24 protein-coding genes are annotated in these 23,694 nt (G+C 67.0%); 10 read left to right on the top strand and 14 right to left on the bottom strand.

Annotated features, from left to right (window positions below; translation table 11 throughout):
- Positions 1 to 15 precede the first annotated feature (15 nt).
- Positions 16 to 729: a transposase gene (locus AC5P9P_RS01320; protein ID WP_049456627.1), complete on the top strand. Its 714-nt coding sequence runs from the start codon at positions 16 to 18 to the stop codon at positions 727 to 729.
- Here AC5P9P_RS01320 and AC5P9P_RS01325 read toward each other — a convergent pair.
- From AC5P9P_RS01325 to AC5P9P_RS01350, 6 genes are read right to left on the bottom strand one after another with little or no spacing between them, the layout of a single operon-like run.
- Positions 660 to 1,916, bottom strand: a complete 1,257-nt coding sequence (locus AC5P9P_RS01325; RefSeq protein ID WP_033835565.1) for a cysteine desulfurase — start codon at positions 1,914 to 1,916, stop codon at positions 660 to 662. The genes AC5P9P_RS01320 and AC5P9P_RS01325 overlap by 70 nt on opposite strands.
- Positions 1,913 to 3,175 (bottom strand): Fe-S cluster assembly protein SufD, encoded by a 1,263-nt coding sequence (sufD, locus tag AC5P9P_RS01330; protein WP_033835566.1) that lies wholly within the window; start codon positions 3,173 to 3,175, stop codon positions 1,913 to 1,915. The genes AC5P9P_RS01325 and sufD overlap by 4 nt, the downstream gene beginning before the upstream one ends.
- Entirely contained in the window at positions 3,175 to 3,939 is a 765-nt protein-coding gene (gene sufC / locus AC5P9P_RS01335) for a Fe-S cluster assembly ATPase SufC (protein WP_033835567.1), read from the bottom strand. The genes sufD and sufC overlap by 1 nt, the downstream gene beginning before the upstream one ends.
- 2 nt (positions 3,940 to 3,941) lie before the next feature.
- Positions 3,942 to 4,346 (bottom strand): hypothetical protein, encoded by a 405-nt coding sequence (locus AC5P9P_RS01340; protein ID WP_049430440.1) that lies wholly within the window; start codon positions 4,344 to 4,346, stop codon positions 3,942 to 3,944.
- Complete coding sequence (gene sufB / locus AC5P9P_RS01345; RefSeq protein ID WP_005408435.1) at positions 4,343 to 5,818, bottom strand: Fe-S cluster assembly protein SufB; 1,476 nt, start codon at positions 5,816 to 5,818, stop codon at positions 4,343 to 4,345. The genes AC5P9P_RS01340 and sufB overlap by 4 nt, the downstream gene beginning before the upstream one ends.
- Before the next feature lie 17 nt (positions 5,819 to 5,835).
- A complete protein-coding gene (locus tag AC5P9P_RS01350; RefSeq protein ID WP_005408436.1) occupies positions 5,836 to 6,291 on the bottom strand; it encodes an SUF system Fe-S cluster assembly regulator in 456 nt (151 codons plus the stop codon).
- 208 nt (positions 6,292 to 6,499) lie between these two features.
- Here AC5P9P_RS01350 and AC5P9P_RS01355 point away from each other — a divergent pair, with 208 nt between their 5' ends.
- The gene (locus tag AC5P9P_RS01355) at positions 6,500 to 6,967 is read left to right on the top strand and encodes an SET domain-containing protein (protein ID WP_012479369.1); all 468 of its coding nucleotides are present in this window, start codon (positions 6,500 to 6,502) and stop codon (positions 6,965 to 6,967) included.
- A 162-nt stretch (positions 6,968 to 7,129) separates the two neighbouring features.
- Positions 7,130 to 7,672 (top strand): type 1 glutamine amidotransferase domain-containing protein, encoded by a 543-nt coding sequence (locus AC5P9P_RS01360; RefSeq protein WP_033835569.1) that lies wholly within the window; start codon positions 7,130 to 7,132, stop codon positions 7,670 to 7,672.
- A gap of 38 nt (positions 7,673 to 7,710) precedes the next feature.
- Here AC5P9P_RS01360 and AC5P9P_RS01365 read toward each other — a convergent pair whose 3' ends face one another.
- From AC5P9P_RS01365 to AC5P9P_RS01380, 4 genes are all read right to left on the bottom strand, one after another.
- Positions 7,711 to 8,307, bottom strand: coding sequence for a YceB family lipoprotein (locus AC5P9P_RS01365; protein ID WP_495232568.1), 597 nt, complete (start codon positions 8,305 to 8,307; stop codon positions 7,711 to 7,713).
- A gap of 82 nt (positions 8,308 to 8,389) precedes the next feature.
- Positions 8,390 to 8,920, bottom strand: a complete 531-nt coding sequence (locus AC5P9P_RS01370) for a hypothetical protein (RefSeq protein ID WP_049403260.1) — start codon at positions 8,918 to 8,920, stop codon at positions 8,390 to 8,392.
- Between the two features lie 51 nt (positions 8,921 to 8,971).
- On the bottom strand, positions 8,972 to 9,280 hold the full coding sequence (locus tag AC5P9P_RS01375; RefSeq protein WP_005408441.1) for a DUF3861 family protein: 309 nt from the start codon (positions 9,278 to 9,280) through the stop codon (positions 8,972 to 8,974).
- A 295-nt stretch (positions 9,281 to 9,575) separates the two neighbouring features.
- Positions 9,576 to 9,974: an HU family DNA-binding protein gene (locus tag AC5P9P_RS01380; RefSeq protein WP_005408442.1), complete on the bottom strand. Its 399-nt coding sequence runs from the start codon at positions 9,972 to 9,974 to the stop codon at positions 9,576 to 9,578.
- 372 nt (positions 9,975 to 10,346) lie between these two features.
- Between AC5P9P_RS01380 and AC5P9P_RS01385 the strand changes: the two genes are divergently transcribed.
- Positions 10,347 to 10,778, top strand: coding sequence for an OsmC family protein (locus AC5P9P_RS01385; RefSeq protein ID WP_005408443.1), 432 nt, complete (start codon positions 10,347 to 10,349; stop codon positions 10,776 to 10,778).
- Between the two features lie 158 nt (positions 10,779 to 10,936).
- Here AC5P9P_RS01385 and AC5P9P_RS01390 read toward each other — a convergent pair whose 3' ends face one another.
- A complete protein-coding gene (locus AC5P9P_RS01390; RefSeq protein WP_174842162.1) occupies positions 10,937 to 11,815 on the bottom strand; it encodes a PhzF family phenazine biosynthesis protein in 879 nt (292 codons plus the stop codon).
- Between the two features lie 131 nt (positions 11,816 to 11,946).
- Positions 11,947 to 12,819 carry a PhzF family phenazine biosynthesis protein gene (locus AC5P9P_RS01395; protein ID WP_111188181.1) on the bottom strand — a complete coding sequence of 291 codons (873 nt, stop codon included), beginning with the start codon at positions 12,817 to 12,819 and terminating at the stop codon, positions 11,947 to 11,949.
- 75 nt (positions 12,820 to 12,894) lie between these two features.
- On the opposite strand from AC5P9P_RS01395, the gene AC5P9P_RS01400 reads away from it, so the two are divergent.
- The 3 genes from AC5P9P_RS01400 to murD all read left to right on the top strand — a co-directional run bounded on the left by AC5P9P_RS01400 (position 12,895) and on the right by murD (position 18,308).
- A complete protein-coding gene (locus AC5P9P_RS01400) occupies positions 12,895 to 15,489 on the top strand; it encodes a bifunctional aspartate kinase/diaminopimelate decarboxylase (RefSeq protein ID WP_174842163.1) in 2,595 nt (864 codons plus the stop codon).
- A 76-nt stretch (positions 15,490 to 15,565) separates the two neighbouring features.
- Positions 15,566 to 16,918 carry a UDP-N-acetyl-alpha-D-muramoyl-L-alanyl-L-glutamate epimerase gene (murL, locus tag AC5P9P_RS01405; RefSeq protein WP_174842164.1) on the top strand — a complete coding sequence of 451 codons (1,353 nt, stop codon included), beginning with the start codon at positions 15,566 to 15,568 and terminating at the stop codon, positions 16,916 to 16,918.
- A complete protein-coding gene (murD, locus tag AC5P9P_RS01410) occupies positions 16,899 to 18,308 on the top strand; it encodes a UDP-N-acetylmuramoyl-L-alanine--D-glutamate ligase (protein ID WP_049403256.1) in 1,410 nt (469 codons plus the stop codon). The genes murL and murD overlap by 20 nt, the downstream gene beginning before the upstream one ends.
- A gap of 88 nt (positions 18,309 to 18,396) precedes the next feature.
- On the opposite strand, the gene AC5P9P_RS01415 is transcribed toward murD, so the two are convergent.
- Entirely contained in the window at positions 18,397 to 18,984 is a 588-nt protein-coding gene (locus tag AC5P9P_RS01415; protein WP_049403255.1) for an SMI1/KNR4 family protein, read from the bottom strand.
- 137 nt (positions 18,985 to 19,121) lie between these two features.
- Here AC5P9P_RS01415 and AC5P9P_RS01420 point away from each other — a divergent pair, with 137 nt between their 5' ends.
- On the top strand, positions 19,122 to 19,541 hold the full coding sequence (locus tag AC5P9P_RS01420) for an SMI1/KNR4 family protein (protein WP_049403254.1): 420 nt from the start codon (positions 19,122 to 19,124) through the stop codon (positions 19,539 to 19,541).
- Positions 19,542 to 19,654: 113 nt separating this feature from the next.
- A complete protein-coding gene (locus AC5P9P_RS01425) occupies positions 19,655 to 20,446 on the top strand; it encodes a dienelactone hydrolase family protein (protein WP_049403253.1) in 792 nt (263 codons plus the stop codon).
- A 258-nt stretch (positions 20,447 to 20,704) separates the two neighbouring features.
- On the opposite strand, the gene AC5P9P_RS01430 is transcribed toward AC5P9P_RS01425, so the two are convergent.
- Positions 20,705 to 21,703, bottom strand: a complete 999-nt coding sequence (locus tag AC5P9P_RS01430) for a polyprenyl synthetase family protein (protein ID WP_005408451.1) — start codon at positions 21,701 to 21,703, stop codon at positions 20,705 to 20,707.
- A 214-nt stretch (positions 21,704 to 21,917) separates the two neighbouring features.
- On the opposite strand from AC5P9P_RS01430, the gene AC5P9P_RS01435 reads away from it, so the two are divergent.
- A complete protein-coding gene (locus AC5P9P_RS01435; RefSeq protein WP_049403252.1) occupies positions 21,918 to 23,531 on the top strand; it encodes an alpha-glucosidase family protein in 1,614 nt (537 codons plus the stop codon).
- The last annotated feature ends 163 nt before the right edge of the window (positions 23,532 to 23,694 follow it).

Raw genomic sequence — 23,694 nt, forward strand, 5'->3', positions numbered from 1 at the left:
GGCCACGACGGGTCGATGCACCCGGATACCCGCAAACATGTCGTCCAGCGCGGCAACAATCGCCAGCCCGTGTTCTTCACCGATGGCGACCGCGCCGCCTGCCTTCGCCTGCTGTGTCATCACGCGCACCAGCAGCATTGCCGGGTTCACGCCTATGTGTTGATGGGCAACCACGTCCATCTTCTGGCAACGCCTGATGTCTGCGGCGGGCTGTCAACGATGATGCAGGCCGTGAGCCGGGCCTACGTACGTCGGGTGAATGATCGGCAGGGCCGCACCGGCACGTTATGGGAGGGGCGCTTCCACTCCACGGTGGTGGATTCGGATCGCTATCTGCTGGCCTGCCAGCGCTACATAGAGCTCAACCCGGTTCGGGCGGGGAAGGTGGCGCATCCCGGCGACTATCGTTGGTCCAGCTATCGCGCCAATGCGCGTGGCAGGCCCAATGCGCTGCTCGAGCCGCATTCGGCATTCGAGCTGATGGGTTCTGATGCGGATGAACGGCGCAGGCGCTATGTGGAGTTCATCGAGGCGGGCATTCCGGCGGGGGATCTGCTGGCGATCCGGCGGGCATTGCAGTCGCAACGGCGGCTGTCGGGAATGCTGGTGGGGTCAGATCCCTTTCGCGTCGCGAAAGGACCTGACCCCGGTGTGCCGGCTCAGCCCAGCAGCTTGCGCACCTTGGTCAGCGCGGTCATGAAGCGCTCGATCTCGGCGTGGGTGTTGTAGAACGCCAGCGAGGCACGGCAGGTTGCCGCGACGCCGAAGTACTGCAGCAGCGGGTGCGCGCAGTGCTGGCCTGACCGCACGGCCACGCCTTCCAGGTCGAGCAGGGTTGCCAGGTCGTGGGCATGTGCGCCGTCGATCAGGAACGAGACCACGGCGGCCTTCTCCGGTGCTTCGCCGATGATGCGCAGGCCATCGACGCGGCGCAGCTCTTCGGTGAAATGCGCCAGCAGTTCAGCCTCGCGTGCTTCCACGTTCTCCTGGCCAAGCTGCTGCAGGTAGTCGGCGGCCACGCCCAGGCCGATGAAGCCGGCGATGTTCGGGGTGCCGGCTTCGAACTTGTGCGGGGCATCGTTGAACACGGTGCCGTCGAAGCTGACTTCCTTGATCATCTCGCCGCCGCCAAGGAACGGCGGCATCGCATCCAGGTGCTCGCGGCGCGCCCACAGCGCACCGGTGCCGGTCGGACCACACATTTTGTGGCCGGTGATGGCGTAGAAGTCACAGCCGATCGCGGCCACGTCGACCTTGCGGTGCGGCACGGCCTGCGAGCCATCAACCACGGTGATGATGCCGCGCTTGCGCGCTTCACGGCAGATCTCGCGCACCGGGTTGACCGTGCCCAGCACGTTGGACACGTGGGTGACCGCCAGCAGCTTGACCTCCGGGGTCATTGCCGCGCGCAGCGCATCCAGATCGAGTGCGCCGTCAGGAGTGATCTCGGCCACGCGGATGGTGGCGCCGGTACGCTGTGCGACCAGCTGCCACGGCACGATGTTGGCGTGGTGTTCCATGCGCGTGATCAGGATCACGTCGCCGGCCTTCAATCGCGGCAGGGCCCACGAATACGCCACCAGGTTGATGGCGAAGGTAGTGCCGCTGCACAGCACCAGGTCGCTGGGGCGCACGTTGAGGAAGCGTGCCAGCGTGTTGCGCGCGCCTTCGTAGGCGTCGGTGGCTTCGCTGCCCAGTGCATGCACCGCGCGGCTGACGTTGGCGTTGTAACGCCGGTAGAACTCGTCCACCGCGCCGATCACCTGCACCGGCTTCTGGCCGGTGTTGGCATTGTCGAAATAGACCAGCGGCTTGCCGTGCACTTCACGCATCAGCAGCGGGAAGTCGAGGCGGACGCGATCCCAATCGAGCGCGCCGGTGCGTTCTTCGATCGGGCGCGGGGTAGACAGGTTCATGCCACACCCGCCTCGGCCAGGGCCTTGTCCAAACGGCGTGCCAGCTGCTCGCGCAGGGCTTCCGGCAGGATCTTCAGCGGCTCATGGCAGAACGCGGCGCTCAGCAGCGCCTGCGCCTGTGCCTGCGGCAGGCCGCGCGAGCGCAGGTAGAACAGCGCGTTGGCATCGAGCTGGCCGACAGTGGCACCATGCGCGGCCTTCACTTCATCGGCGTCGATGACCAGCGTCGGCTGGGTATCGATCTCGGCGTCGGCCGACAGCAGCAGGTTCTTGTTGGACAGGTTCGCATCGGTGCCGTCGGCGCCTTCGCGGATCTGAATGCCACCATGGAACACCACGCGGCTGCGGTTGGCGGCAACGCCACGCCACAGCAGCTCGCAACTCGTATCGCGTGCGATGTGGTCGATGCCCAGGCGGGTTTCGACGTGGCGGCGGCCATTGCCGAGCAGCACGCCGTTGGCGGTCAGCTGGGCATTGTCGCCTTCCAGGCGCACGTTCAGTTCATGGCGGCTGAGCGCGGCGCCCAGTTCCAGATCGACGCGGTGGTACTGCGCGTCGCGGGCCAGCACGGCGTCGGTGCGCAGGAAGCTGGTCTGGCGCGCGCTGCCGGCCTGCACGCGGGCGTGCTTGAGCACGCCATCGCGGGCGACATGGGCGTGCAGCACGGTGTTGTCCAGGTGGGCCGAATCGCCGACGCTGAGGCGGTGCTCGACCACGCCCAGGCTGGCGCCGGCACGCAGTTCGATCAGGTGGCGGTGGTGCCAGGCCAGGTCGGTATCGCCGGCGACGCTGGCGAACACCAGCTGCAGCGGCGCTTCGACCTGCACGCCTTCGTCCACGCGCAGCACCACGCCTTCATCGGCCAGCGCGGCATTCAGGCGGGCGAAGATCTCTTCGCTGCGCTCGTAGCGGCGGCCAAGGAAACGCACGGCGTCTTCGCCGGAGGCCAGTGCGGCCGACAGCGGCTGCAGCTGCACGCCGGCCGGCAGGCTCTGCACGTCGCTCAGCGCGGCATCCAGGCGGCCGTTGACGAACACCAGGCGCGGTGCCGGGATGTCGTCCAGCAGCGCGGCGTCCAGCGCCGGGCCCTGCAGTGGTGCAGCCGCGAACGCACGGCGTTCCAGCTGGCGCAGCGAGGTGTACTTCCAGGCTTCGTTGCGCGCGGCTGGCAGGCCGTCACGCAGGGCCGCGTCCAGCACTTCGCGGCGCGCGTCGCTGCCGCAGAAGGCCTGGGCCATGGAGTCGAGCAGGGCGCTCATCAGACCGCCGCCTCGCGCACCACGCGATCCTTGAGGAAATCGTAGCCGTGCGCTTCCAGTTCCAGCGCCAGTTCCGGGCCGCCACTCTTGACGATGCGGCCATCGGCCAGCACGTGCACCACGTCCGGCTTGATGTAGTCGAGCAGTCGCTGGTAGTGGGTGATGACCAGGAACGAGCGGTCGGCGCCGCGCAGCGCGTTGACGCCGTCGGCGACGCTCTTCAGCGCGTCGATGTCCAGGCCCGAATCGGTTTCGTCCAGGATCGCCAGCTTCGGCTCGAGCACGGCCAGCTGGAAGATCTCGTTGCGCTTCTTTTCGCCACCGGAGAAGCCTTCGTTGACGCCACGGTGCAGCAGCTCGTCCTTCAGGTGCAGCACGGCCAGCTTCTGGCGCACCAGCTTGAGGAACTGCATGGAGTCCAGTTCGTCCTCGCCACGCGCCTTGCGCTGCGCGTTCAGCGCGGCGCGCAGGAAGTAGGTGTTGTTCACACCCGGGATTTCCACCGGGTACTGGAACGCCAGGAACAGGCCGGCGGCGGCGCGCGCTTCCGGGTCCTGGTCGAGCAGGTCGCTGCCTTCGAACTGCACGCTGCCTTCGGTCACTTCATAGCCGTCGCGGCCTGCCAGGACATTGCCCAGGGTGGACTTGCCGGCGCCGTTCGGGCCCATGATGGCGTGCACCTGGCCGGGCTTAACATCCAGCGACAGGCCCTTGAGGATTTCCTTGTCGCCGATGCGGGCGTGGAGGTTTTCGATCTTCAGCATGGTCATGGCTTGGTAGGTTTCGGGGCTGCGGGGTCGATGCGGACGATCTGCACCGTGCCGTTGCCGGGCTGCCCAGGTTGAGCGGGGAGGGCGGAGAAAACCACGATGATCTCTTCACCGGGTTCTTGCAGGCAGGAGACTGCGAGGGAGGCCTGTCGGATGGATTCGGCAGCGGCGCGATCCAGCTCACGGTTGCCCGAGCTCAGGCGAGCCCGGATCGCGCCGAAGCTGCCGTCCTGCCGCGTTGTCAGCAGTATCGAGAATTCTTTCGGCGCGGAGATGACCGTGCTGGCGGGCAATTTGACCGGGGTGGCACCCACCAGTTCTTCGGGGGTGCAGGACGCGTTGGCCAGGGCCCAGGGCGAAAGGCCCAGCAGCAACAGTGCGGGCAAAGACGTACGCATCATCCGACGCTTCCTTCCAGCGAGACTTCCAGCAGCTTCTTGGCCTCCACCGCGAACTCCATCGGCAGTTCGCGGAACACCTGCTTGCAGAAGCCGTCGACGATCATCGACACCGCGTCTTCCTGGCTGATGCCACGGGCGCGGCAGTAGAACAGCTGGTCGTCGGAAATCTTCGAGGTGGTCGCCTCGTGTTCGACGGTGGCGCCCGGGTTCTTCACCTCGATGTAGGGGAAGGTGTGCGCGCCGCACTGCTTGCCGATCAGCAGCGAATCGCACTGGGTGTAGTTGCGCGCGCCATCGGCGTTGCGGTCCACCCGCACCAGGCCGCGGTAAGTGTTCTGGCCACGGCCGGCACTGATGCCCTTGCTGACGATCTTGCTCTTGGTGCGCTTGCCGACGTGGATCATCTTGGTGCCGGTGTCCGCCTGCTGGCGGTGATGGGTCAGCGCCACGGAGTGGAACTCACCGACCGAGTCGTCGCCGAGCAGCACGCAGGACGGGTACTTCCAGGTGATCGCCGAACCGGTTTCGACCTGGGTCCAGGTGACCTTGCTGCGCGCGCCACGGCATTCGGCACGCTTGGTGACGAAGTTGTAGATGCCGCCGACGCCGTTCTCGTCGCCCGGGTACCAGTTCTGCACGGTGGAATACTTGATCTCCGCGTCTTCCAGCGCGACCAGCTCGACCACCGCCGCGTGCAGCTGGTTCTCGTCGCGCATCGGCGCGGTGCAGCCTTCCAGGTAGGACACGTAGGCCTTGTCCTCGCACACGATCAGGGTGCGCTCGAACTGGCCGGTGTGGCCGGCATTGATGCGGAAGTAGGTGCTCAGTTCCATCGGGCAACGCACGCCCTTGGGAATGAACACGAAGCTGCCATCGGAGAACACCGCCGAATTGAGCGCGGCGAAGTAGTTGTCGCCTACCGGCACCACGGTGCCCAGGTACTGGCGGACCAGTTCCGGATGTTCCTTGATGGCCTCGGACATCGAGCAGAAGATGATGCCCTTCTCGGCCAGTTCCTTGCGGAACGTGGTACCGACGGACACCGAGTCGAACACCGCGTCCACCGCCACGCCTGCCAGCTTGGCACGCTCGTGCAGCGGCACGCCCAGCTTGTCGTAGGTGTCCAGCAGCTCCTTGGGCACGTCATCCAGCGAGGCGTACTTCGGGCCCTTCGGCGCGGAGTAGTAGCTGAGCGCCTGCAGGTCGATCGGCGCGATCTCCAGCTTGGCCCAGTCCGGCATCGGCATGGTCAGGAAGTGGCGGTAGGCGTCCAGGCGCCACTGCGTCATCCACTCCGGCTCGTCCTTCTTGGCCGACAGGGCACGGATGGTGTCCTCGTCCAGGCCCGGCGGCAGGGAGTCCGATTCGATCTCGGTGATGAAGCCGGCCGAATACTTGCGGCCGAGCTGCTCGTGGATCTCGCGGTTGGGGGTGTCGTCGTGGGCGACGTTTTCGATGGTTTCGGTGGCCATGGGGGGCTGCCTGTGGATCAGGAGACGACGTCGACAGCGATGGTGCGGCGCTGTTCGTCATCGGCAAGGGGAAGAGGGGGCAGGATCTGGGCGAGGGTGACATCGCGCAGGGCCTCGGAGACCACGTCGTTGATCAGCCGCCAGCTGCTGCGCGCGCCGCACTTGGGCGCCATGCCGCACTGGTGGTGGTCGTGGCTGCATTCGGTCAGGGCCAATGGCCCTTCCATCGCTTCGACCACTTCGAACAGCGAGATCTCGATGGCCGGGCGGGTCAGGCGGTAGCCGCCACGGACACCGCGCAGGCCTTCGACCAGGCCGGCCTGGGCCAGCGGCTTGAGCACCTTGCTGACGGTGGGCGGCTCCAGGCCGGTGAATTCGGCCAGTTCGGTGGCACTGAGCACCTCGCCCGGACGGGCGGCAAGCACGGTCAGCACCACGGTGGCGTAATCGGTGAGCTTGGTGACACGCAACATGGGAATGCGAGCGGTTCTTAAAGCGGACTGAAATTGTACGCTTTTATTCGCCGGCATCCAACCCGGGCATTCAGCCGGCGCTGGGACGGACCGGGACGACGCACCGGGGTCACCGCCGGGGCGCCATGCTGCGCCAACGGGGTGATTTTCGCAATCACCCGGAATGGGCGAGAATCCCGGTTCCATCCGCTGCAAACAGCCCGTGCCGATGCCGAAGAAGATCCAAGCCCGCAAGTCCGCCATCCATGGCAACGGCGTGTTCGCCGTGGCCCCGATCAAGCAGGGCGAGCGCGTGATCCAGTACAAGGGCCTGCTGCGCAGCCACGGCGACGTTGATGCCGATGACAGCGGCGACGTCGAAAGCGGCCATACCTTCCTGTTCACCCTCAACGATGACTGGGTGATCGATGCCAACTACAAGGGCAACGATGCGCGCTGGATCAACCACAGCTGCGATCCGAACTGCGAGGCGGTGATCGAGGAAGACGAGGACGGTGACAGCCGTGGCGACAAGGTGTTCATCGAGGCGCTGCGTGACATCAAGGCCGGCGAAGAGCTGACCTACAACTACGGCATCACCCTGGCCGAGCGTCACACCGCCAAGCTGAAGAAGATCTGGGAGTGCCGCTGCGGCTCGCCCAAGTGCACCGGCACCATGCTGCAGCCCAAGCGCTGACTGGTACCGGGTAGTGCCGACCGCTGGCCGGCAAGGCGCAATCCAGGTGCCGGCCAGCGGCCGGCACCACCCGGAGGCTCTCCACCTGCCGTGCACGGCAGGGTCACCGCCGTGCAAGGGCCGTTCTTCCATTCTGTCGGCACCCCCAACCGGAGTGCACCCATGGCAGAACGATTGAAGGGCAAGCAGATTGCCATCCTTGCCACCCACGGCTTTGAACAGTCCGAACTGACCGAACCCAAGCGTCTGCTGGAAGCCGAAGGCGCGCGCGTCAGCGTCGTGTCGCCTGCAAAGGAGGCGACGATCAAGGGCTGGAAAGAGAAGGACTGGGGCGACGCCGTTGCAGTGGATATTCCGCTGGATGAGGCCGATCCGGCCAGCTTCGATGCCCTGGTGCTGCCGGGAGGGGTCATCAATCCGGACACGCTGCGTACCGACGAGGCTGTACTCGGCTTCGTCCGCGCAGTAGACGAAGCCGGCAAGCCTGTGGCGGCGATCTGCCATGGCCCGTGGCTGCTGATCAACAGTGGCCTCGCCGATGGCCGCGAGCTGACGTCCTGGCCGTCCCTGCAGCAGGATCTGACCAATGCGGGGGCGAACTGGCGCGATGCCGAGGTCGTGGTCGACGGCAACGTGATCACCAGCCGCAAGCCGGACGACATCCCAGCCTTCAGTGAGGCGGTGGTCAAGGCACTCGCCGCCTGATGCGCTGCCGGTAGTGCCGGCCGCTGGCCGGCACTACCTTACTTGCCCAGCACGCCTGCCGGCACCAGGTTGCCCAGGTTCTGGTTGAAGGTGACCACCAGCTTGCCGTTCTTCACCTGTGCCGATTGCACCTGCAGCGCGCCAAGCACGCCGGCCACGGCCGGGTCCAGCTTGTAGATCGGCTCCCGCTGGGCGTAGTCGCTCAGCCAGGCGTTTAGCAGGCCACGGGTACGGGAGTCGAGACGACCGCCCTGGTTGGCCGGTGTGAAGTCATCCACGCTCGGCTGCTGCAGGTGGAACCCTTGGGTCTGCGCGTCGTAGCGCAGGCCGCTGCTGAGCTTCACCGTACCCAGTTTGGCCGGACTGCCACCGGCAGTGGCCAGTGCCACGTCCATGCCAAGGTTCAAGCGCTCGCCGGCCGGGAGGCTCAGCTGGGGGTGGCTCATGGTGAGGGCGATCAGTCCGCCCAACGCGTCCTGGGTGCGCGGGAAGCTGCCATCGAGATACTGCTGCACATCGCTGGCGCCGACCGACAGTTCGCGGCCGGAAATGGATGGGGCGGCCTGCGCGCCGATCGCGGCGGCGATCAGTACCGTGGAGGCGGCGAGGCGGGTCATCAGGGAACGCAGGCGCATGGCGGTGACCGCTGGACTGGGAAAGGATGGAGGAAAGAGTAGCCGGGGCGGCTGAATCGCGCGTGCATGCCGCTGCAACGGTTCAGTCCAGCGTTGGCCGCAGTTGCGCCGACTGGATCTGCCAGCCGCGGCCATCAGCACTGGGCTGCACGCGGTACCAGCCGCCGAAGCGGAAGGTGCCTTGGGTGGTGACCGCGCGCATCCGCACCGGCACCTCCAGCAGCTGGGGAGGGTGCTGGCCGTCGCGCGCCACCGGGCGCTCGCTGTCCAGCCGCAGCGTACGCACGCCCTGCAGCTGGCGTATGGCAGCGTCATCTGCGCGGTGCGGGTCGGCCGGTGGAATCGCCCATGCCGCGTCGCTGGCGCTGCGGTTGCGGTTGAGCAGCGCGATCACGTAGCGGTTGAGCATCACCGATGGTGGCTGGGCGTCGGCAGCGACCGCAGCGAACAGCGGATCGATCGCCGGTGTCTGCAGGGACGCCGCTTCGGTGCCGGCGATGCCCTGCGTTCCGGCGCTGGCGACAGCTGGCGCTGGCGCAACATCAGGCGCTGCCGCAGGCCTGGAGCAGCCGAGCAGCGCCAGGGGCGCGATCAGGAAAAGCGTCCTGCGCATGCCTCCTCCCCGAGGCGATGTGGGGGAGACAGTGTATCGGCTGCGCGGGAATCAGCGGGAGGAGGGCAACTGTTCCAGCGCATCCAGTGCCGGCAGCACCTGCCCGGCGATGGCGGCCAACGCATGTCCATCGGTCTCTGCGTGGCGCTGCACGATGTCGCGCAGCAGCTGGGTGGCGATCACCAGGGTCGCGCGTTCATCACCGCTGATGCCAGCGGTGCGTGGCGCCGCTTCCAGCAGGCGCATCAGGTCGCGGCTGGCGCGATGTTCCAGTTCGATGGTGCAGCGCCCGGTGCACTGCAACCCGTCCTTTTCGATGGGGGTCACCGAGATCCGGTAGCGGGTGGAGGGGCTGGCCATGAGGGGATGCTCGCCGTAGCTGTGGAGGATGTGCCCACCTTAGGCAAGGCCGTGCCCGGCGACGATGGCCGGGGCTGCACGCAGTGTTCCACCCGGTACGTTCCAGGGCCTGCCCAGGCCGCGCCTGGCTAATGGCGACGGGCTTGAACGGGGATTTTCCAGTATGCGGCAACGCTGTGTTGCGGATGCCCCGGGGCGGCGCATCCACGCGTGGCGTGGACCTGCTGCCGGGAACGTGCAAAAGAAAACGGGACGGCCAGAGCCGTCCCGTCGGAATCCGCGTTGGGGCGCGCGCTTACAGCGCGGCGTCCTTCAGCTTCTTCAGCGGACGCACCTTCAGCTTGGTGGTGGCCGGCTTGGCAGCGAACCACTGCTCTTCCTTGGTGAACGGGTTGATGCCCTTGCGCTTCGGCTTGGCCGGCACATTGACGGTGGTGATCTTCAGCAGGCCCGGCAGGGTGAAGGAGCCAGCGCCCTTCTTGTGCACCGAGGAGGCAACGGCGCTTTCCAGCGAGGCCAGCACAGCGCGGACGTCCTTGGCGACGACGCCGGAGGCTTCAGCGATGTGTGCAACCAGGCCGGACTTGGTCAGCACTTCCTTGATCGGCTTCGGAGCGGCCGGCTTGGCGGCTGCCTTCGTCGCGACTTTCTTCACTGCCTTCTTCGGGGCAGCCTTCTTAGCGGTCTTTGCCATGGTTTCCTGTTCCGTGAACGGTTGGTTGTTTGGTCGGCGCCGAACCCCGTCGGCAAGCGCAATGTAGGGCAACTCTTGGGCGCCGCCAATAGCCCGAAGCGCGGAAAGTGCATGTTTTTTCATATCCAGGCCGATTCAGTACATGGCGCGCCGTGGGGGAAGGGGGTGTGGCAACGCGCGCGACGGCCCACGCCCGCCCATCGGCGGAATGCGCGAAACCACTGAAAACAAGAGAAAAATGCGTTTCCTGCTGGTGAGAAAGTGTCCACGCGCCGGGTTCTGAAGGCGACCTGCGGCGTGCGGCGGAGCGACGCAGGGCTAACGCCTCCCGTGCGAGTGTGACCGTTCATCACCGTCACGCAGGAGCTGCACATGGGAATCTCGCGACACGCCACCGCGCACTGGGAAGGCGATCTGAAGTCGGGCAAGGGGCAATTGAGCACGCCGCAGAGCGGGCTGCTGGACAAGACACGCTACGGCTTCAACAGCCGTTTCGGCGACGAAAAGGGCACCAATCCGGAAGAGCTCATCGCTGCTGCGCACGCCGGTTGCTTCACCATGGCGCTGTCGGCCAAGCTCGGCGAAGCCGGCTTTACCCCGACCTCGCTGGATACCGAAGCCAAGGTAGATCTGTCATTGGAGGGCGGCCCGCAGCTGTCGCAGATCCGGCTGAAGGTGAAGGCAGTGGTGCCGGGTATCGACGCGACGCAGTTCCGTGCGATTGCCGATGACGCCAAGCAGAACTGCCCAGTGTCCAAGGCGCTGAGCGCGGTGCCGATCAGCCTGGAAGCCGAGCTGGGGTGAGGGTAGTGCCGGCCGCTGGCCGGCAACCGCATGATGTCGAGGTCCAGGTAACAGCCGGCCAGCGTTATGGCGGCCTTCCTGGCCGCCACCCTCCGGGCCGTCGCGTCCGACGTTGGCAGCGGCTCCTGCCGCTGCCTTCGGCTCCACCTCGATGGTGTTTACCAATCGATGGTGCCGCTGATCACCGTCTGCACCTGGCCGCCCGACCAGACCTCGCCGTCCTGGTCGACCAGCAGGGTCAGGCGCGCGTCATGGCCGACTTCGCGGCCCTGGCTGACTTCAAACGGCGTCCGTCCACGCGGCAGCGCGTCACGCAGGTCCAGCCACGCGGCCAGCACCGCATTGGCCGCACCCGAGGCGGCGTCCTCGAAGCGGCGTCCATTGCCGACGAAGGCACGTACGGCCAGGTCGAAACCCTCGCTGCCATCGCTGAAGGCATAGGCGAACACGCCCATGCTGTCGGTGGATTCAGCCAGTGCGGCCACTGCATCCCAGTCTGGCTGCAGCGCGCGCAATGCGGCCTCGTCGGCCACCTGCACCACCCACCAGCTGCGGCCACCCTGCATGCGTGCCGGCGGCAGTGTGCCCTGCGGCCAGCCCTTCAGCGCGGCCTGCAGGCGAGGATCGGTGGCCTCGGCAGTCTCGGCCAGCTGCGCGCGCGGGGTGCGGATGGCGATGCGCTGCTGCGTACCCTCACCGCTGACGCGCAGCGGCAGCGCGCCGGCAATGCCGTCCTGCACCAGCACGCCGTCGACCGCTGCGGCCAGGCCCGCCTGCAGCACCGCGTGCGCGGTACCGACGCTGGGATGGCCGGCGAACGGTACTTCCTTCTGCGGGCTGAACATGCGCAATCGATAGCTGGCGCCCGGCACCTGCGGCGGGAACACGAAGGTGGTTTCGGGCAGGCGCGTCCAGCGCGCGATGGCCTGCATGCTGGCGTCGTCCAGGCCCTCGGCATCGAGTACCACGGCCAGCGGATTGCCAGCGCCGGCGCGCGGGGAGAACACGTCCAGCTGCAGGAAACGGCGGGTGGTCATCAGGCGGCACTCCAGTAAACAGGCCGCATAGCGTAGCGCGGGGCACCAAAAAGGGGACGGAGGGAATTAAGTCGCTTTTGCCTCATGTGCCATAAGCGACTTATTTCCCTCCGTCCCCTTTTTCCCGTGAGCTACCAGCGGATGCTGCCGTCGATCACGCACTGCACCTGGCCGCCGATCCACACCGTGCCCTGCGCATCAACCTCGACCTGTACGCGACCATCGCGGCCGACTTCGCGGCCCTGGCTGGCGACGTAGCGGCCCTCGCGGCCGGGCAGGGCATCGCGCTGGCGCAGCCAGGCACCGATCAGCGCATTGGCGCTGCCGGTCACTGGATCCTCGGGCACGGCGGCTGCATCAGCCGGGCAGAAGGCGCGCACCACCCGGGTATGGTCGTCGCCGGCCTCGTCGGCGAACACGGCCACACCGGTCGCGTCGGTGGCGAGGCTCCAGTCGGCCAGCGTGGCCATGTCCGGCACAAGGTTGCGTACGGCGGCGGCATCGCGCAGCGGCAACAGCCACCAGCGTGCGCCGTTGTCCCACAGTTCGGGCACGTGCCCGCTGTCGGCCAGCGCCAGCAGCGCTTCGGGCGCTCCGTCGGCCGCTGTGTCCAGCCGCCGCGCCGGTGGGCTGGCCAGCTGGATCTGCAGTGCCTCGGCCGGGCCGCTCACCCGTACCGGCAGCAACCCCGCCGCGCATTGCTGCAGCAGGGCACGGTCGTGCGGGTGCGCCAGGCCGCAGGTCACCGCCGCCCAGGCGGCGCCGACGCTGGGGTGGCCGGCGAAGGCCAGCTCGCGGGTCGGGGTGAAGATGCGGATGTGGTAGTCGGCGCCCGGCGCGCTGGGGCGCAGGAAGAACACCGTCTCGGACAGGTTCAGCCAGGCGGCCAGGGCCTGCATCTGGCTGCTGGAGAGCCCGTCGGCGTCCAGGATGACGCCCAGCGGGTTGCCGGTGCCGGGGCGGGGGGCGAAGACATCGAGCTGCAGGTAACGGAGGACGGCCATCTACGGGGATATTGCGCTTAGAATCAAAGGTTCCGCCCCCGAGGGCGGCTTCCCCACATTCTACATAGCCAATCCATGTCAGCTTCCCCCCTTGTCGATCGTTGGATCGTACTGAAGTTCGGCGGCACCTCGGTGTCGCGTCGTCACCGCTGGGACACGATCGGGAAGCTGGCGAAAAAACGCGCGGAAGAGACCGGCTCGCGCGTGCTGGTGGTGGTGTCGGCGCTGTCCGGGGTCACCAACGAACTGACCGCGATCGCCGATGGCGCGCCCGACAGCCGGGACCGCGTGGCAGCGCTGGTCGAACGCCACGAGGCCTTCCTGGTTGAACTCGGCCTGGGCCGCGAGGTGCTGGCCGATCGCCTCGCCGCGCTGCAGGGCCTGCTCGACGACGCGCGTGCAGCCACCCGTCCGCTCGACTGGCAGGCCGAAGTGCTGGGCCAGGGCGAGCTGCTGTCCTCCACCCTGGGTGCGGCCTACCTGCGCGCGTTGGGCCTGGACATGGGCTGGATGGATGCCCGCCAGTGGCTGGACGCGATGCCACCGCAGCCGAACCAGAGCGACTGGTCGCAGCGCCTGTCGGTGAACTGCCAGTGGCGTGCCGACGCGGAATGGATGCAGCGCTTCCGTGCGCAGCCGACCCGCCTGCTGATCACCCAGGGCTTCATCTCGCGGCACGCCGATGGCGGTACCGCCATCCTCGGCCGCGGTGGCTCGGATACCTCGGCGGCGTACTTCGGTGCGCTGCTCGGTGCCAGCCGCGTGGAGATCTGGACCGATGTGCCGGGCATGTTCAGTGCCAATCCGAAGGATGTGCCGGACGCGCGCCTGCTGACCCGCCTGGACTATTACGAGGCGCAGGAAATCGCCACCACCGGCGCCAAGGTGCTGCACCCGCGCTCGATCAAGCCGTGCCGCGATGCCGGCGTACCGATGGCCATCCTCGATACCGAGCGCCCGGAACTGCCCGGCACCAGCATCGATGGCAGCGCCGCGCCGGTACCAGGGGTGAAGGCGATCAGCCGCCGCAACGGCATCGTGCTGGTGTCGATGGAAGGCATCGGCATGTGGCAGCAGGTCGGCTTCCTGGCCGATGTGTTCAACCTGTTCAAGAAGCATGGCCTGTCGGTGGACCTGATCGGTTCGGCCGAGACCAACGTCACCGTGTCGCTGGACCCGTCCGAGAACCTGGTCAACACCGATGTGCTGGCCGCGCTGTCGGCCGACCTGTCGCAGATCTGCAAGGTGAAGGTGATCGTGCCGTGCGCGGCGATCACCCTGGTTGGCCGTGGCATGCGTTCGCTGCTGCACAAGCTGTCGGATGTGTGGGCCACCTTCGGCCGCGAGCGCGTGCACATGATCTCGCAGTCGTCCAACGACCTGAACCTGACCTTCGTCATCGACGAGGCCGATGCTGACGGCCTGTTGCCGATCCTGCATGCCGAGCTGATCGACAGCGGCGCGATGCCGGTGGAAGAGACCGAAGTGTTCGGCCCGCGCTGGCGCGAGATTGCCGGCACCGTGCGCCCGCGTGGCACGCCGTGGTGGCGGGGCCAGCGTGCGCACCTGCTGCAGCTGGCCGATGCCGGTACGCCGCGCTACGTCTACCACCTGCCGACCGTGCGCGCCCGCGCCCGCGCGCTGGCCGCGATCAAGCCGATCGACCAGCGCTACTACGCGATCAAGGCCAACAGCCACCCCGCCATCCTGCAGCTGCTGGAAGCCGAAGGCTTCGGCCTGGAGTGCGTGTCGCATGGCGAACTGAAGCATGTGTTCCAGCACCTGCCGGAACTGTCGCCCAAGCGCGTGCTGTTCACTCCCAGCTTCTGCCCGCGCAGCGAGTACGAAGCCGCATTCGCGCTGGGCGTGACCGTGACGGTCGACAACGTCGAGGCACTGCAGCGCTGGCCGGACCTGTTCCGCAACCGCGAGCTGTGGCTGCGCGTCGACCTGGGCCGGGGCGAAGGCCATCATGCCAAGGTCCGTACCGGCGGCAAGGACTCCAAGTTCGGCCTGCCGATCGCCCGCGTCGACGAATTCGTGCGCGCGGCCACCGATCTGGGCAGCCGCGTAGTCGGCCTGCATGCGCACCTCGGCAGCGGTGTAGAGACCGCGCAGCACTGGCGCCTGATGTGCGATGAACTGGCCGGTTTCGCCCGCCGCATCGGCAGCGTGCAGACCATCGACATCGGCGGCGGCCTGCCGATTCCGTATTCCGCCGAGGACGAGCCGTTCGACCTGGATGCCTGGGCCGAGGGCCTGGCCGAGGTCAAGGCGCTGCATCCGGCGTTCCGCCTGGCGATCGAGCCGGGCCGCTACCTGGTAGCCGAATCCGGCGTGCTGCTGACCCACGCCACCCAGGTGGTGGAAAAGGACGGCGTGCGCCGCGTCGGCCTGGATGCCGGCATGAATGCATTGATGCGCCCGGCCCTGTACGACGCCTGGCACGACATCGAGAACCTCAGCCGCCAGGGTGGCTACGCTGAGGCCGCATTCGATGTGGTCGGCCCGATCTGCGAATCCAGCGATGTGTTCGGCAAGCGCCGCAAGCTGCCGGTGTCGACCGCGCCGGACGACGTGATGCTGATCGCCGATGCCGGCGCCTACGGCTATTCGATGGCCAACACCTACAACCAGCGGATGCTGCCGCGCGAAGACGTGATCGAGTGATCACCACCCGCGCCCTGCACCCGCCCACCGACACGCCCCGCGCAGCTGCGCGGGCCCGTGCCTGACCGGATACACCATGACTGCTTTCGACAAACACCAGGTTTCCCGCTTCCGCTTCGTCCGCTGCGAATTCGCTGCGGAGACCGGCGTGGCCAAGCTGGTCTACGCCTTCGATGACGGCCCGGAGATGGTGGAAACCATCACCGTGCCGGGCGCCCCGTTCGTGCTGGACGAGGCGCGCGCCGCCGCGGTGCAGCGTGCGCTGCAGCTGCTGCACTTGATTGCCGGTGTCAGCTACTACAAGGCAGGCGTGCCGGAGACGGTCAGCATCGACACTTATGCCATCGACGCCGATACCGCTGCGATGGTGGAGGCGGTCTACCTCAACGGCCTGGGCGAATTCGCCTACCGCAACGGCCTGAACCTGCGCGGGCGCTTCCGCCTGCCGGTGCAGGGCGAGGCGGTGCAGGCGCCGGTGCTGGGCCTGCAGGCGCACGCGCTGGTGGCCATCGGTGGCGGCAAGGATTCGCTGGTCAGCATCGAAGCGCTGCGCCGTGCCGGCGTGGACGAAACGGTGACCTGGATTGGTGGTTCGCAGCTGATCCGCGCCTGTGCCGAGCGTACCGGCCTGCCGACGCTGAACCTGGGCCGCGCGCTGGCGCCGGAACTGTTCGAGCTCAACCGCCAGGGCGCCTGGAACGGCCATATCCCGGTCACCGCGGTGAACTCGGCGATCATGGTGCTGGCCGCGTTGCTGCAGGGCGTGGACCAGGTGGTGTTCTCCAATGAGCGTTCGGCCAGCTACGGCAGCCAGATTCCGGGCACCGGCGAAGTGAACCACCAGTGGTCGAAGGGCTGGGCGTTCGAGCAGGCCTTCGGCAGCCATGTGCAGGCGCACGTGGCGGCGGACCTGCAGTACTACTCGCTGCTGCGCCCGATGTCCGAGCTGGCGGTGGCCCGCCAGTTCGCCAAGACTGATTTCTACGACGCGCACTTCTCCAGCTGCAACCGCAACTTCCACATCCTCGGCGAGCGCCCGGTGAACCGCTGGTGCGGCGTCTGCCCGAAGTGCCATTTCGTGTTCCTGGCGCTGGCCCCGTTCATGCCCAAGACGCGCCTGGTGCGCATCTTCGGCCGCAACCTGCTGGACGATGCCGAGCAGGCCGGTGGCTTCGATGCGCTGCTGGAATTCCAGGACCACAAGCCGTTCGAGTGCGTGGGCGAAGGCCGCGAATCGCGTGCGGCGATGGCGACCCTGGCGCAGCGCCCGGAGTGGAAGGAAGACGTGCTGGTGAAGCGCTTCTGCAACGAGATCCAGCCGCAGCTGGATGCCGCCGAACTGGAACTGGCACCGCTGCTGCAGCTGCAGGGCGAGCACCGGGTTCCGGCTGCGCTGTGGGAACGGGTGCGTGAAGATTTCGAAGCTTGAAGGAAAGCGCGTTGCGCTGTGGGGCTGGGGCCGTGAGGGCCGCGCCGCGTTTGCGGTACTGCGTGAGCGCCTGCCCACGCTGCCGCTGAGCCTTTTCTGCCCGGCGGCCGAAGTCGAGGCCGCACGCGTTGAAACACAGGGCGCCCTGGACGTGCGTGGCGAGCCTTCCGCTGAAGCGTTGGCCGCGTTTGACGTGGTGATCAAGTCTCCCGGCATCAGCCCCTACCAGCCAATCGCGCTGGCGGCGGAAGGGCAGGGCACCCGCTTCATTGGTGGCACCGCGCTGTGGTTCGCCGAACACGCGGCCGACGATGGCATCGTGCACGACACCGTGTGCGTGACCGGTACCAAGGGCAAGAGCACCACCACCGCGCTGGTCGCGCACCTGCTGCGTGCCGCCGGCCACCGTACCGGCCTGGTCGGCAACATCGGCCTGCCGCTGCTGGAAGTGCTGGACCCGCAGCCCGCGCCGGAGTACTGGGCGGTGGAACTGTCCAGCTACCAGACCGGCGAAGTGGCGCGCAGTGGCGCCCGCCCGCAGGTGGCGGTGGTGCTGAACCTGTTCCCGGAACACCTGGACTGGCACGGCAGCGAACAGCGTTACATCGAAGACAAGCTGCGGCTGGTGACTGAAGCCGCGCCGCGCATCGCTGTGCTCAACGCTGCCGATCCGCACCTGGCCGCGCTGTCGCTGCCCGACAGCGAAGTGGTCTGGTTCAACCAGCCGCAGGGCTGGCACATGCGCGGTGACATCGTGCATCGCGGTGAGCAGGCCGTGTTCGACACCCGCAACACCCCGCTGCCGGGCCGCCACAACCGCGGCAACCTGTGCGCGGTGCTGGCCGCGCTGGAAGCGCTGGGGCTTCATGCGGTGGCGCTGGCACCGGCGGTGCAGGATTTCCGTCCGTTGCCGAACCGCCTGCAGCGCATCGGCATGGCCGATGGCCTGACCTACATCAACGATTCGATCAGCACCACGCCGCACGCCAGCCTGGCCGCGCTGGAGTGCTTTGCCGGGCAGCGCATCGCGTTGCTGGTGGGCGGCCATGATCGTGGCCTGGACTGGACCGATTTCATGCAGCACATGGCGCACGATGTGCCGCCGGTGGAGATCGTGACCATGGGCAGCAACGGCCCACGCATCCACGCGATGCTGCAGCCGTTGGCCGATGCCGGTCGCTTCGGTCTGCACGCTGCAGGTGATCTGCCAGAGGCGATGGCGCTTGCACGCGCGGCGCTGGGTACGCAGGGTGGTGTGGTGCTGCTGTCGCCGGGGGCGCCGAGCTTTGGTGCCTACCGCGATTACGTGGCCCGTGGCCGCCATTTCGCCGAGCTGGCCGGGTTCGACCCGGACAGCATCAGCGCGATTCCGGGGTTGGGCATCGCCTGATCCACCTGCCCGGGGTCGGATCCCTTTCCGCAGGAAAGGGCTCTGACCCCAGCGGGATCCCGTACACCCATCCACGCGCGGCGTGGATCTACTGCTCCTGGTCGATGAACGCGTAATCGCGATCAATCATCTGTTGCAGGTACGCGTCGAAGCTGCGTGCGATCACCGCATAGCTGTCCGGATCGTGCAGGTAGCGCACCACCTGACCGACCGTGCCGCCCGGCGCCGGGTCGAAATCCAGGTACAGCATCGACGTGCCGCCGTTGTTCATGCAGTGCGAGAAGCACAGGCGGCGGTTCATCGGCAGATCGGCGTCGATGCCTTCACCCAGGATCTCCGGCTCGTCGTCCAGCCATTCCTCGTAGATGGAGCGGATGCTGTCGTCCCACTGCTGCTGGTCCTCGAAGATCTGCGCGACCGAGCGCAGGTAGTACGGGTAATCGCCCACATCTGAACCCAGCATCAGCACGCAGACCTCGCCGCCGGGGTACTCGCGGAAGTGGGTGCCATCCACGCGGGACAGCAGTTCCACCAGGCTGTCCGGCACCTGCGGCCACTGCACACGCAGGCGCTGCAGGTCTTCGGCGCTGGCGCCCTGGACATGTGCCCACTGCGGGGCATCCTCGGCAGGCAAACGCGGGATCAGGCCAGACAGAAAGCGGTCAACAAGGTTCATTCAGTTCGCAAGGTTGATGAGCAAAGGGCACAAGATTTCAATCAAAGCCGCGCCTTGCTGGTAGTGTAGTCCAGTGCGTTTTGTCCGGCGGGATCGCCGACAATCCGTAGAGTTTTCAGAATGTGAAGAGGCGAAGCATGAAACTCATAGGGCAGGAGCAACGGCTTACCCGTGAAGACCTCTGCGACTTCTCAAAAAGTACAGGTTTGAGGCTCTCCGATGAGTTCTCGGACTTTTACCTGATGAACAACGGCGGATATCCGGATATTCGTCCGGACGAGGCGAATCCACTTCTGCTGAATAGCTTTCTTTCGATCCGCTACGGTGATGCGACGATTGACGCTGTCTACCAATCGCTGGTGAGAGGCAACCCGGCGCTGGAGGGGTTGGTTCCCTTCGCTTACGACGATTGCGGGAATGTTTTCTTGTTGTCCGGAAAGCCCGGTATGCCTGAAGAGGTCTTTCTCTGGTTGCCGGGGGAGAAGGAGCAGGAGACCATTTTCAGCTCATTCGCTGAATTTCTTCATGCCCTCTACGAAGAGAAGGAGTGCCGCTGAAGCGGTGGCCTGTAACCTCAACCACACCTGCGTCACGCCGCCAATGCAGAATGCGACGCGGGAGGGGCGAATGCGGCTTAATCCCCTCCGTCCCCTTTTTCTGGAGCAGGCACATGAACCGTTGGCGATGCGGTGTGGTGATGGTGCTGGGGCTGGCGGCGATGCCGGCGTGGGCGGCGATGAAGACGCAGCCGGTGGAGTGGAAACACCAGGGCACGACCTTCAGCGGCGTGCTGGTCTATGACGACGGCGAGCATGACAAGCGCCCGGGCCTGGTGATGGTGCCGAACTGGAAGGGCGTGAACGAATCGGCCATCGAGAAGGCCAAGCAGCTGGCCGGCGACGATTACGTAGTGCTGGTCGCCGATGTGTACGGCAAGGGCGTGCGGCCGAAGACCGATGCCGAGGCCGGGCCAGTGGCCACCAAGCTGCGCAACGACCGGCCGTTGCTGCGTGCCCGCGCGCTGGAGGCGGTGAACGTGCTCAAGGCGCAGGCCGGCAAGGTGCCGCTGGATGCCAGCCGGATCGGCGCGGTGGGCTTCTGTTTTGGCGGCACCACGGTGCTGGAGCTGGCCCGGGCCGGTGCGCCGCTGGCCGGTGTGGTGAGCCTGCACGGTGGATTGGGCTCGCCGTTGCCGGCGCAGGCCGGTGGCAGCCATCCGTCGGTGCTGGTGCTCAATGGCGCCGACGACAAGAGCGTGACCGCCGAGGACATCGCCGGTTTCCAGAAGGAAATGAACGCGGCCAAGGTCGATTGGGAGTTCACCAACTACAGTGGTGCGGTGCACTGCTTTGCCGAGCGCGATGCCAACAGTCCGCCGGGGTGCCAGTACAACGAGCGGGCGGCCAAGCGCGCGTGGAAGGCGCTGGATGAGTTCTTCGAGGAGCGCTTCGAGAAACGTTGATTCGTGCAGCGGTAGTGCCGGCCGCTGGCCGGCAACCTCATGATGCTGCGGATGTCATCGGGAATGCCGGCCAGCGGCCGGCACTACCGATGCGTCAGTGCCGACCAACGGTCGGCACCCACCGATGCTTCAATGCCGGCCAGCGGCCGGCACTACCAGATGCGGTCAATGCGACCGTTTCAGTGCCGACCAACGGTCGGCACCCACCGGAATGCCGGTTTGGTAGGTGCCGACCGTTGGTCGGCACACCTCAACCCATCAATGCGAGCGCTGCACCGCGTAACGCGCCAGGCCACGCAGGGCCGCCACGGCATCGTTGTCGCCCAGGCCATCGAGCGCGCGCTCGGCGGCTTCGGCATATTCCTCCGCACGCGCGCGGCTGTACTCCAGGCCGCCAGTGGCGCGGATCGCGGCCAGTACTTCCGGCATCGCCGAAGCGTCGCCGTCCTGCACGATGGTGCGCAGGCGCTCGCGGGTGGCGTCGTCGGAGTGGGCCATCGCGTGGATCAGCGGCAGCGTGGCCTTGCCCTCGGCGAGGTCGTCGCCCAGGTTCTTGCCCAGTTCCTCGGCATTGGCCGAGTAGTCCAGCACGTCGTCGGCGATCTGGAACGCGTAGCCCAGGTGCATGCCGTAGTCGAACAGGGCCTGCTGGGTGGCTTCGTCCACGCCGCTGGCCAGCGCACCCAGGCGGGTGCCGGCGGCGAACAGCACCGCGGTCTTGCGCTCGATCACACGCAGGTAGGCGGCTTCGTCGGTGTCCGGGTTGTGCACGTGCAGCAGCTGCAGCACTTCACCCTCGGCGATGCGGTTGGTGGCGTCGGCCAGGATCTGCATCACCGGCATGCGCTCCAGCTCGACCATCAGCTGGAAGCTGCGCGAGTACAGGAAGTCGCCGACCAGCACGCTGGGCGCGTTGCCCCACAGCGCGTTGGCGGTGCTGCGGCCACGGCGCAGGCTGGATTCGTCCACCACGTCATCGTGCAGCAGGGTGGAGGTATGGATGAACTCGATGATCGCCGCCAGCTGGTGGTGCTCCGGACCGGCCTGGCCGACCGCGTGACCCGCCAGCATCACCAGCATCGGGCGCAGGCGCTTGCCGCCGGCGGAAATGATGTGGTCGGCGATCTGGTTGATCAGCACGACGTCCGAGGACAGCCGGCGCCGGATCAGGGCGTCGACGGCGGCCATGTCGGCCGCGGCAAGCGACTGGATCTGGGGCAGGCCCAGGGCGGGACGGGTGTCTTCGGTGATGGTCATGCGATCAGGCTTTCAGGCTCACCATCGATTATAGGCGCTGGCCGTGAATTCGGGCGCAAACCGGGCGGGCCGGCGTTCCCGGCCCCGCAAACGCTGCCGCCTGCGTGAATACGTATGCAGGTTGCGCCATGCCCGCGGGGCCGCCGCTAAGCTTGCCGGAACAGGATTTCGGCCCGCTTCTGGCGGGTCCCGCATGCCCGGAGGGGGGCTGTCGATGTCGCACTATCCATGGTGGCGCGGAGCCGTCATCTACCAGATCTACCCGCGCAGCTACCTCGATGCCAACGGTGATGGAGTAGGCGACCTGCCGGGCATCATCCAGCGCCTGGACCACATCGCCGCGCTGGGCGTGGACGCAATCTGGATCTCGCCGTTCTTCAAGTCCCCCATGGCCGACTTCGGCTACGACATCGCCGACTACCGCGACGTCGACCCGTTGTTCGGCAACCTGGATGACTTCGACCGCCTGTTGGCCAAGGCCCATGGCCTGGGCCTGAAGGTGATGATCGACCAGGTGCTGAGCCATACCTCGATCGAGCACGCCTGGTTCCGCGAGAGCCGCCAGGACCGCAGCAATCCGAAGGCCGACTGGTACGTCTGGGCCGACCCGCGCGAGGACGGCACCCCGCCCAACAACTGGCTGTCGCTGTTCGGTGGCGGCGCCTGGCAGTGGGAGCCGCGCCGTGAGCAGTACTACCTGCACAACTTTCTGGTCGACCAGCCGGACCTGAACTTCCATCACCCGGATGTGCAGCAGGCCACCCTGGACAATGTGCGGTTCTGGCTGGACCGCGGCGTGGACGGCTTCCGCCTGGATGCGATCAACTTCTGCTTCCACGACGCGCAGCTGCGCGATAACCCGCCCAAGCCGGCGGACAAGCGCGTGGGCCGCGGCTTCAGTCCGGACAACCCGTACGCCTACCAGTACCACTTCTACAACAACACCCAACCGGAGAACCTGCCATTCCTGGAGCAGCTGCGCGCGCTGCTGGATGAGTATCCGGGCGCGGTGAGCCTGGGCGAGATCTCGTCGGAAGACTCGCTGGCCACCACCGCCGAGTACACCCAGGACGGCCGCCTGCACATGGGCTACAGCTTCGAGCTGCTGGTGGACGACTACAGCGCGGCCTACATCCGCGACACGGTCTCCCGGCTGGAAGCGGCGATGACCGAAGGCTGGCCGTGCTGGGCGGTTTCGAATCACGATGTGGAACGCGCGGTCAGCCGCTGGGGCGGCTATCCGGCCGATCCGCGCCTGGCACGGATGCTGGTGGCGATGCTGTGCTCGCTGCGCGGCTCGGTGTGCCTGTACCAGGGCGAGGAGCTGGGCCTGGCCGAGGCCGAGGTGCCGTTCGAGGCGCTGCAGGACCCGTATGGCATCACCTTCTGGCCGAATTTCAAGGGCCGCGACGGTTGCCGTACCCCGCTGCCGTGGACCGACGCTCCGCTGGCTGGCTTTACCTCCGGCACGCCCTGGCTGCCGATCCCGGCCGAGCACCGGGCGGCGGCGGTGGGCGTGCAGGAGCGCGACCCGCACTCGGTCCTGGCGGCGTTCCGCGCGTTTCTGGCCTGGCGGCATACCCAGCCGGCCCTCCTGCACGGCAGCATCAGATTTCTTGAAAGCGCCGAGCCCGTGCTGCTGTTCGAGCGTATGCTTGCAGATGAAACCCTCCTGCTGGCCTTCAACCTGTCGGCCGAAGCGGTGAGCCATCCGCTGCCGCCGGGCAACTGGCAGCAGGTGGTGGTACCGGGCCCGGATGCGGGCACGGTGCAGGGCAATGAACTCCAGCTGCCGCCGCGCGCGGTGTATTGCGCCCGACGCAGCTGACCGTTTTCTCCGGTGGCGGTACTTGCGGGGACGGGGCCGAAGCGCCCCGTCCCTTTTTTATGGGTGGGCCTTGCGACCAACGGCCGGCATCCGCGCAAAGGAAAACCCGCTGCCTGCGCAGCGGGTTTCCGGTCCTGCTCCCTGTTTCTGTTGCCGGCCAGCG

The organism is Stenotrophomonas sp. YJH_SMC_14-1 (assembly GCF_059372275.1).

What these genes read in the sequence shown, in the direction of transcription:
- AC5P9P_RS01320 (WP_049456627.1), top strand. Translation starts at nt 16, where the DNA reads ATGCACCCGGATACCCGCAAACATGTCGTCCAGCGCGGCAACAATCGC.
- AC5P9P_RS01435 (WP_049403252.1), top strand. Translation starts at nt 21,918, where the DNA reads ATGTCGCACTATCCATGGTGGCGCGGAGCCGTCATCTACCAGATCTAC.
- AC5P9P_RS01395 (WP_111188181.1), bottom strand. Translation starts at nt 12,819, where the DNA reads ATGGCCGTCCTCCGTTACCTGCAGCTCGATGTCTTCGCCCCCCGCCCC.
- AC5P9P_RS01365 (WP_495232568.1), bottom strand. Translation starts at nt 8,307, where the DNA reads ATGCGCCTGCGTTCCCTGATGACCCGCCTCGCCGCCTCCACGGTACTG.
- AC5P9P_RS01375 (WP_005408441.1), bottom strand. Translation starts at nt 9,280, where the DNA reads ATGGCCAGCCCCTCCACCCGCTACCGGATCTCGGTGACCCCCATCGAA.
- AC5P9P_RS01400 (WP_174842163.1), top strand. Translation starts at nt 12,895, where the DNA reads ATGTCAGCTTCCCCCCTTGTCGATCGTTGGATCGTACTGAAGTTCGGC.
- AC5P9P_RS01390 (WP_174842162.1), bottom strand. Translation starts at nt 11,815, where the DNA reads ATGACCACCCGCCGTTTCCTGCAGCTGGACGTGTTCTCCCCGCGCGCC.
- sufC (WP_033835567.1), bottom strand. Translation starts at nt 3,939, where the DNA reads ATGCTGAAGATCGAAAACCTCCACGCCCGCATCGGCGACAAGGAAATC.
- AC5P9P_RS01430 (WP_005408451.1), bottom strand. Translation starts at nt 21,703, where the DNA reads ATGACCATCACCGAAGACACCCGTCCCGCCCTGGGCCTGCCCCAGATC.
- AC5P9P_RS01415 (WP_049403255.1), bottom strand. Translation starts at nt 18,984, where the DNA reads ATGAACCTTGTTGACCGCTTTCTGTCTGGCCTGATCCCGCGTTTGCCT.
- sufD (WP_033835566.1), bottom strand. Translation starts at nt 3,175, where the DNA reads ATGAGCGCCCTGCTCGACTCCATGGCCCAGGCCTTCTGCGGCAGCGAC.
- AC5P9P_RS01385 (WP_005408443.1), top strand. Translation starts at nt 10,347, where the DNA reads ATGGGAATCTCGCGACACGCCACCGCGCACTGGGAAGGCGATCTGAAG.
- AC5P9P_RS01355 (WP_012479369.1), top strand. Translation starts at nt 6,500, where the DNA reads ATGCCGAAGAAGATCCAAGCCCGCAAGTCCGCCATCCATGGCAACGGC.
- AC5P9P_RS01425 (WP_049403253.1), top strand. Translation starts at nt 19,655, where the DNA reads ATGAACCGTTGGCGATGCGGTGTGGTGATGGTGCTGGGGCTGGCGGCG.
- AC5P9P_RS01325 (WP_033835565.1), bottom strand. Translation starts at nt 1,916, where the DNA reads ATGAACCTGTCTACCCCGCGCCCGATCGAAGAACGCACCGGCGCGCTC.
- AC5P9P_RS01370 (WP_049403260.1), bottom strand. Translation starts at nt 8,920, where the DNA reads ATGCGCAGGACGCTTTTCCTGATCGCGCCCCTGGCGCTGCTCGGCTGC.
- sufB (WP_005408435.1), bottom strand. Translation starts at nt 5,818, where the DNA reads ATGGCCACCGAAACCATCGAAAACGTCGCCCACGACGACACCCCCAAC.
- AC5P9P_RS01340 (WP_049430440.1), bottom strand. Translation starts at nt 4,346, where the DNA reads ATGATGCGTACGTCTTTGCCCGCACTGTTGCTGCTGGGCCTTTCGCCC.
- AC5P9P_RS01380 (WP_005408442.1), bottom strand. Translation starts at nt 9,974, where the DNA reads ATGGCAAAGACCGCTAAGAAGGCTGCCCCGAAGAAGGCAGTGAAGAAA.
- murL (WP_174842164.1), top strand. Translation starts at nt 15,566, where the DNA reads ATGACTGCTTTCGACAAACACCAGGTTTCCCGCTTCCGCTTCGTCCGC.
- AC5P9P_RS01360 (WP_033835569.1), top strand. Translation starts at nt 7,130, where the DNA reads ATGGCAGAACGATTGAAGGGCAAGCAGATTGCCATCCTTGCCACCCAC.
- AC5P9P_RS01420 (WP_049403254.1), top strand. Translation starts at nt 19,122, where the DNA reads ATGAAACTCATAGGGCAGGAGCAACGGCTTACCCGTGAAGACCTCTGC.
- AC5P9P_RS01350 (WP_005408436.1), bottom strand. Translation starts at nt 6,291, where the DNA reads ATGTTGCGTGTCACCAAGCTCACCGATTACGCCACCGTGGTGCTGACC.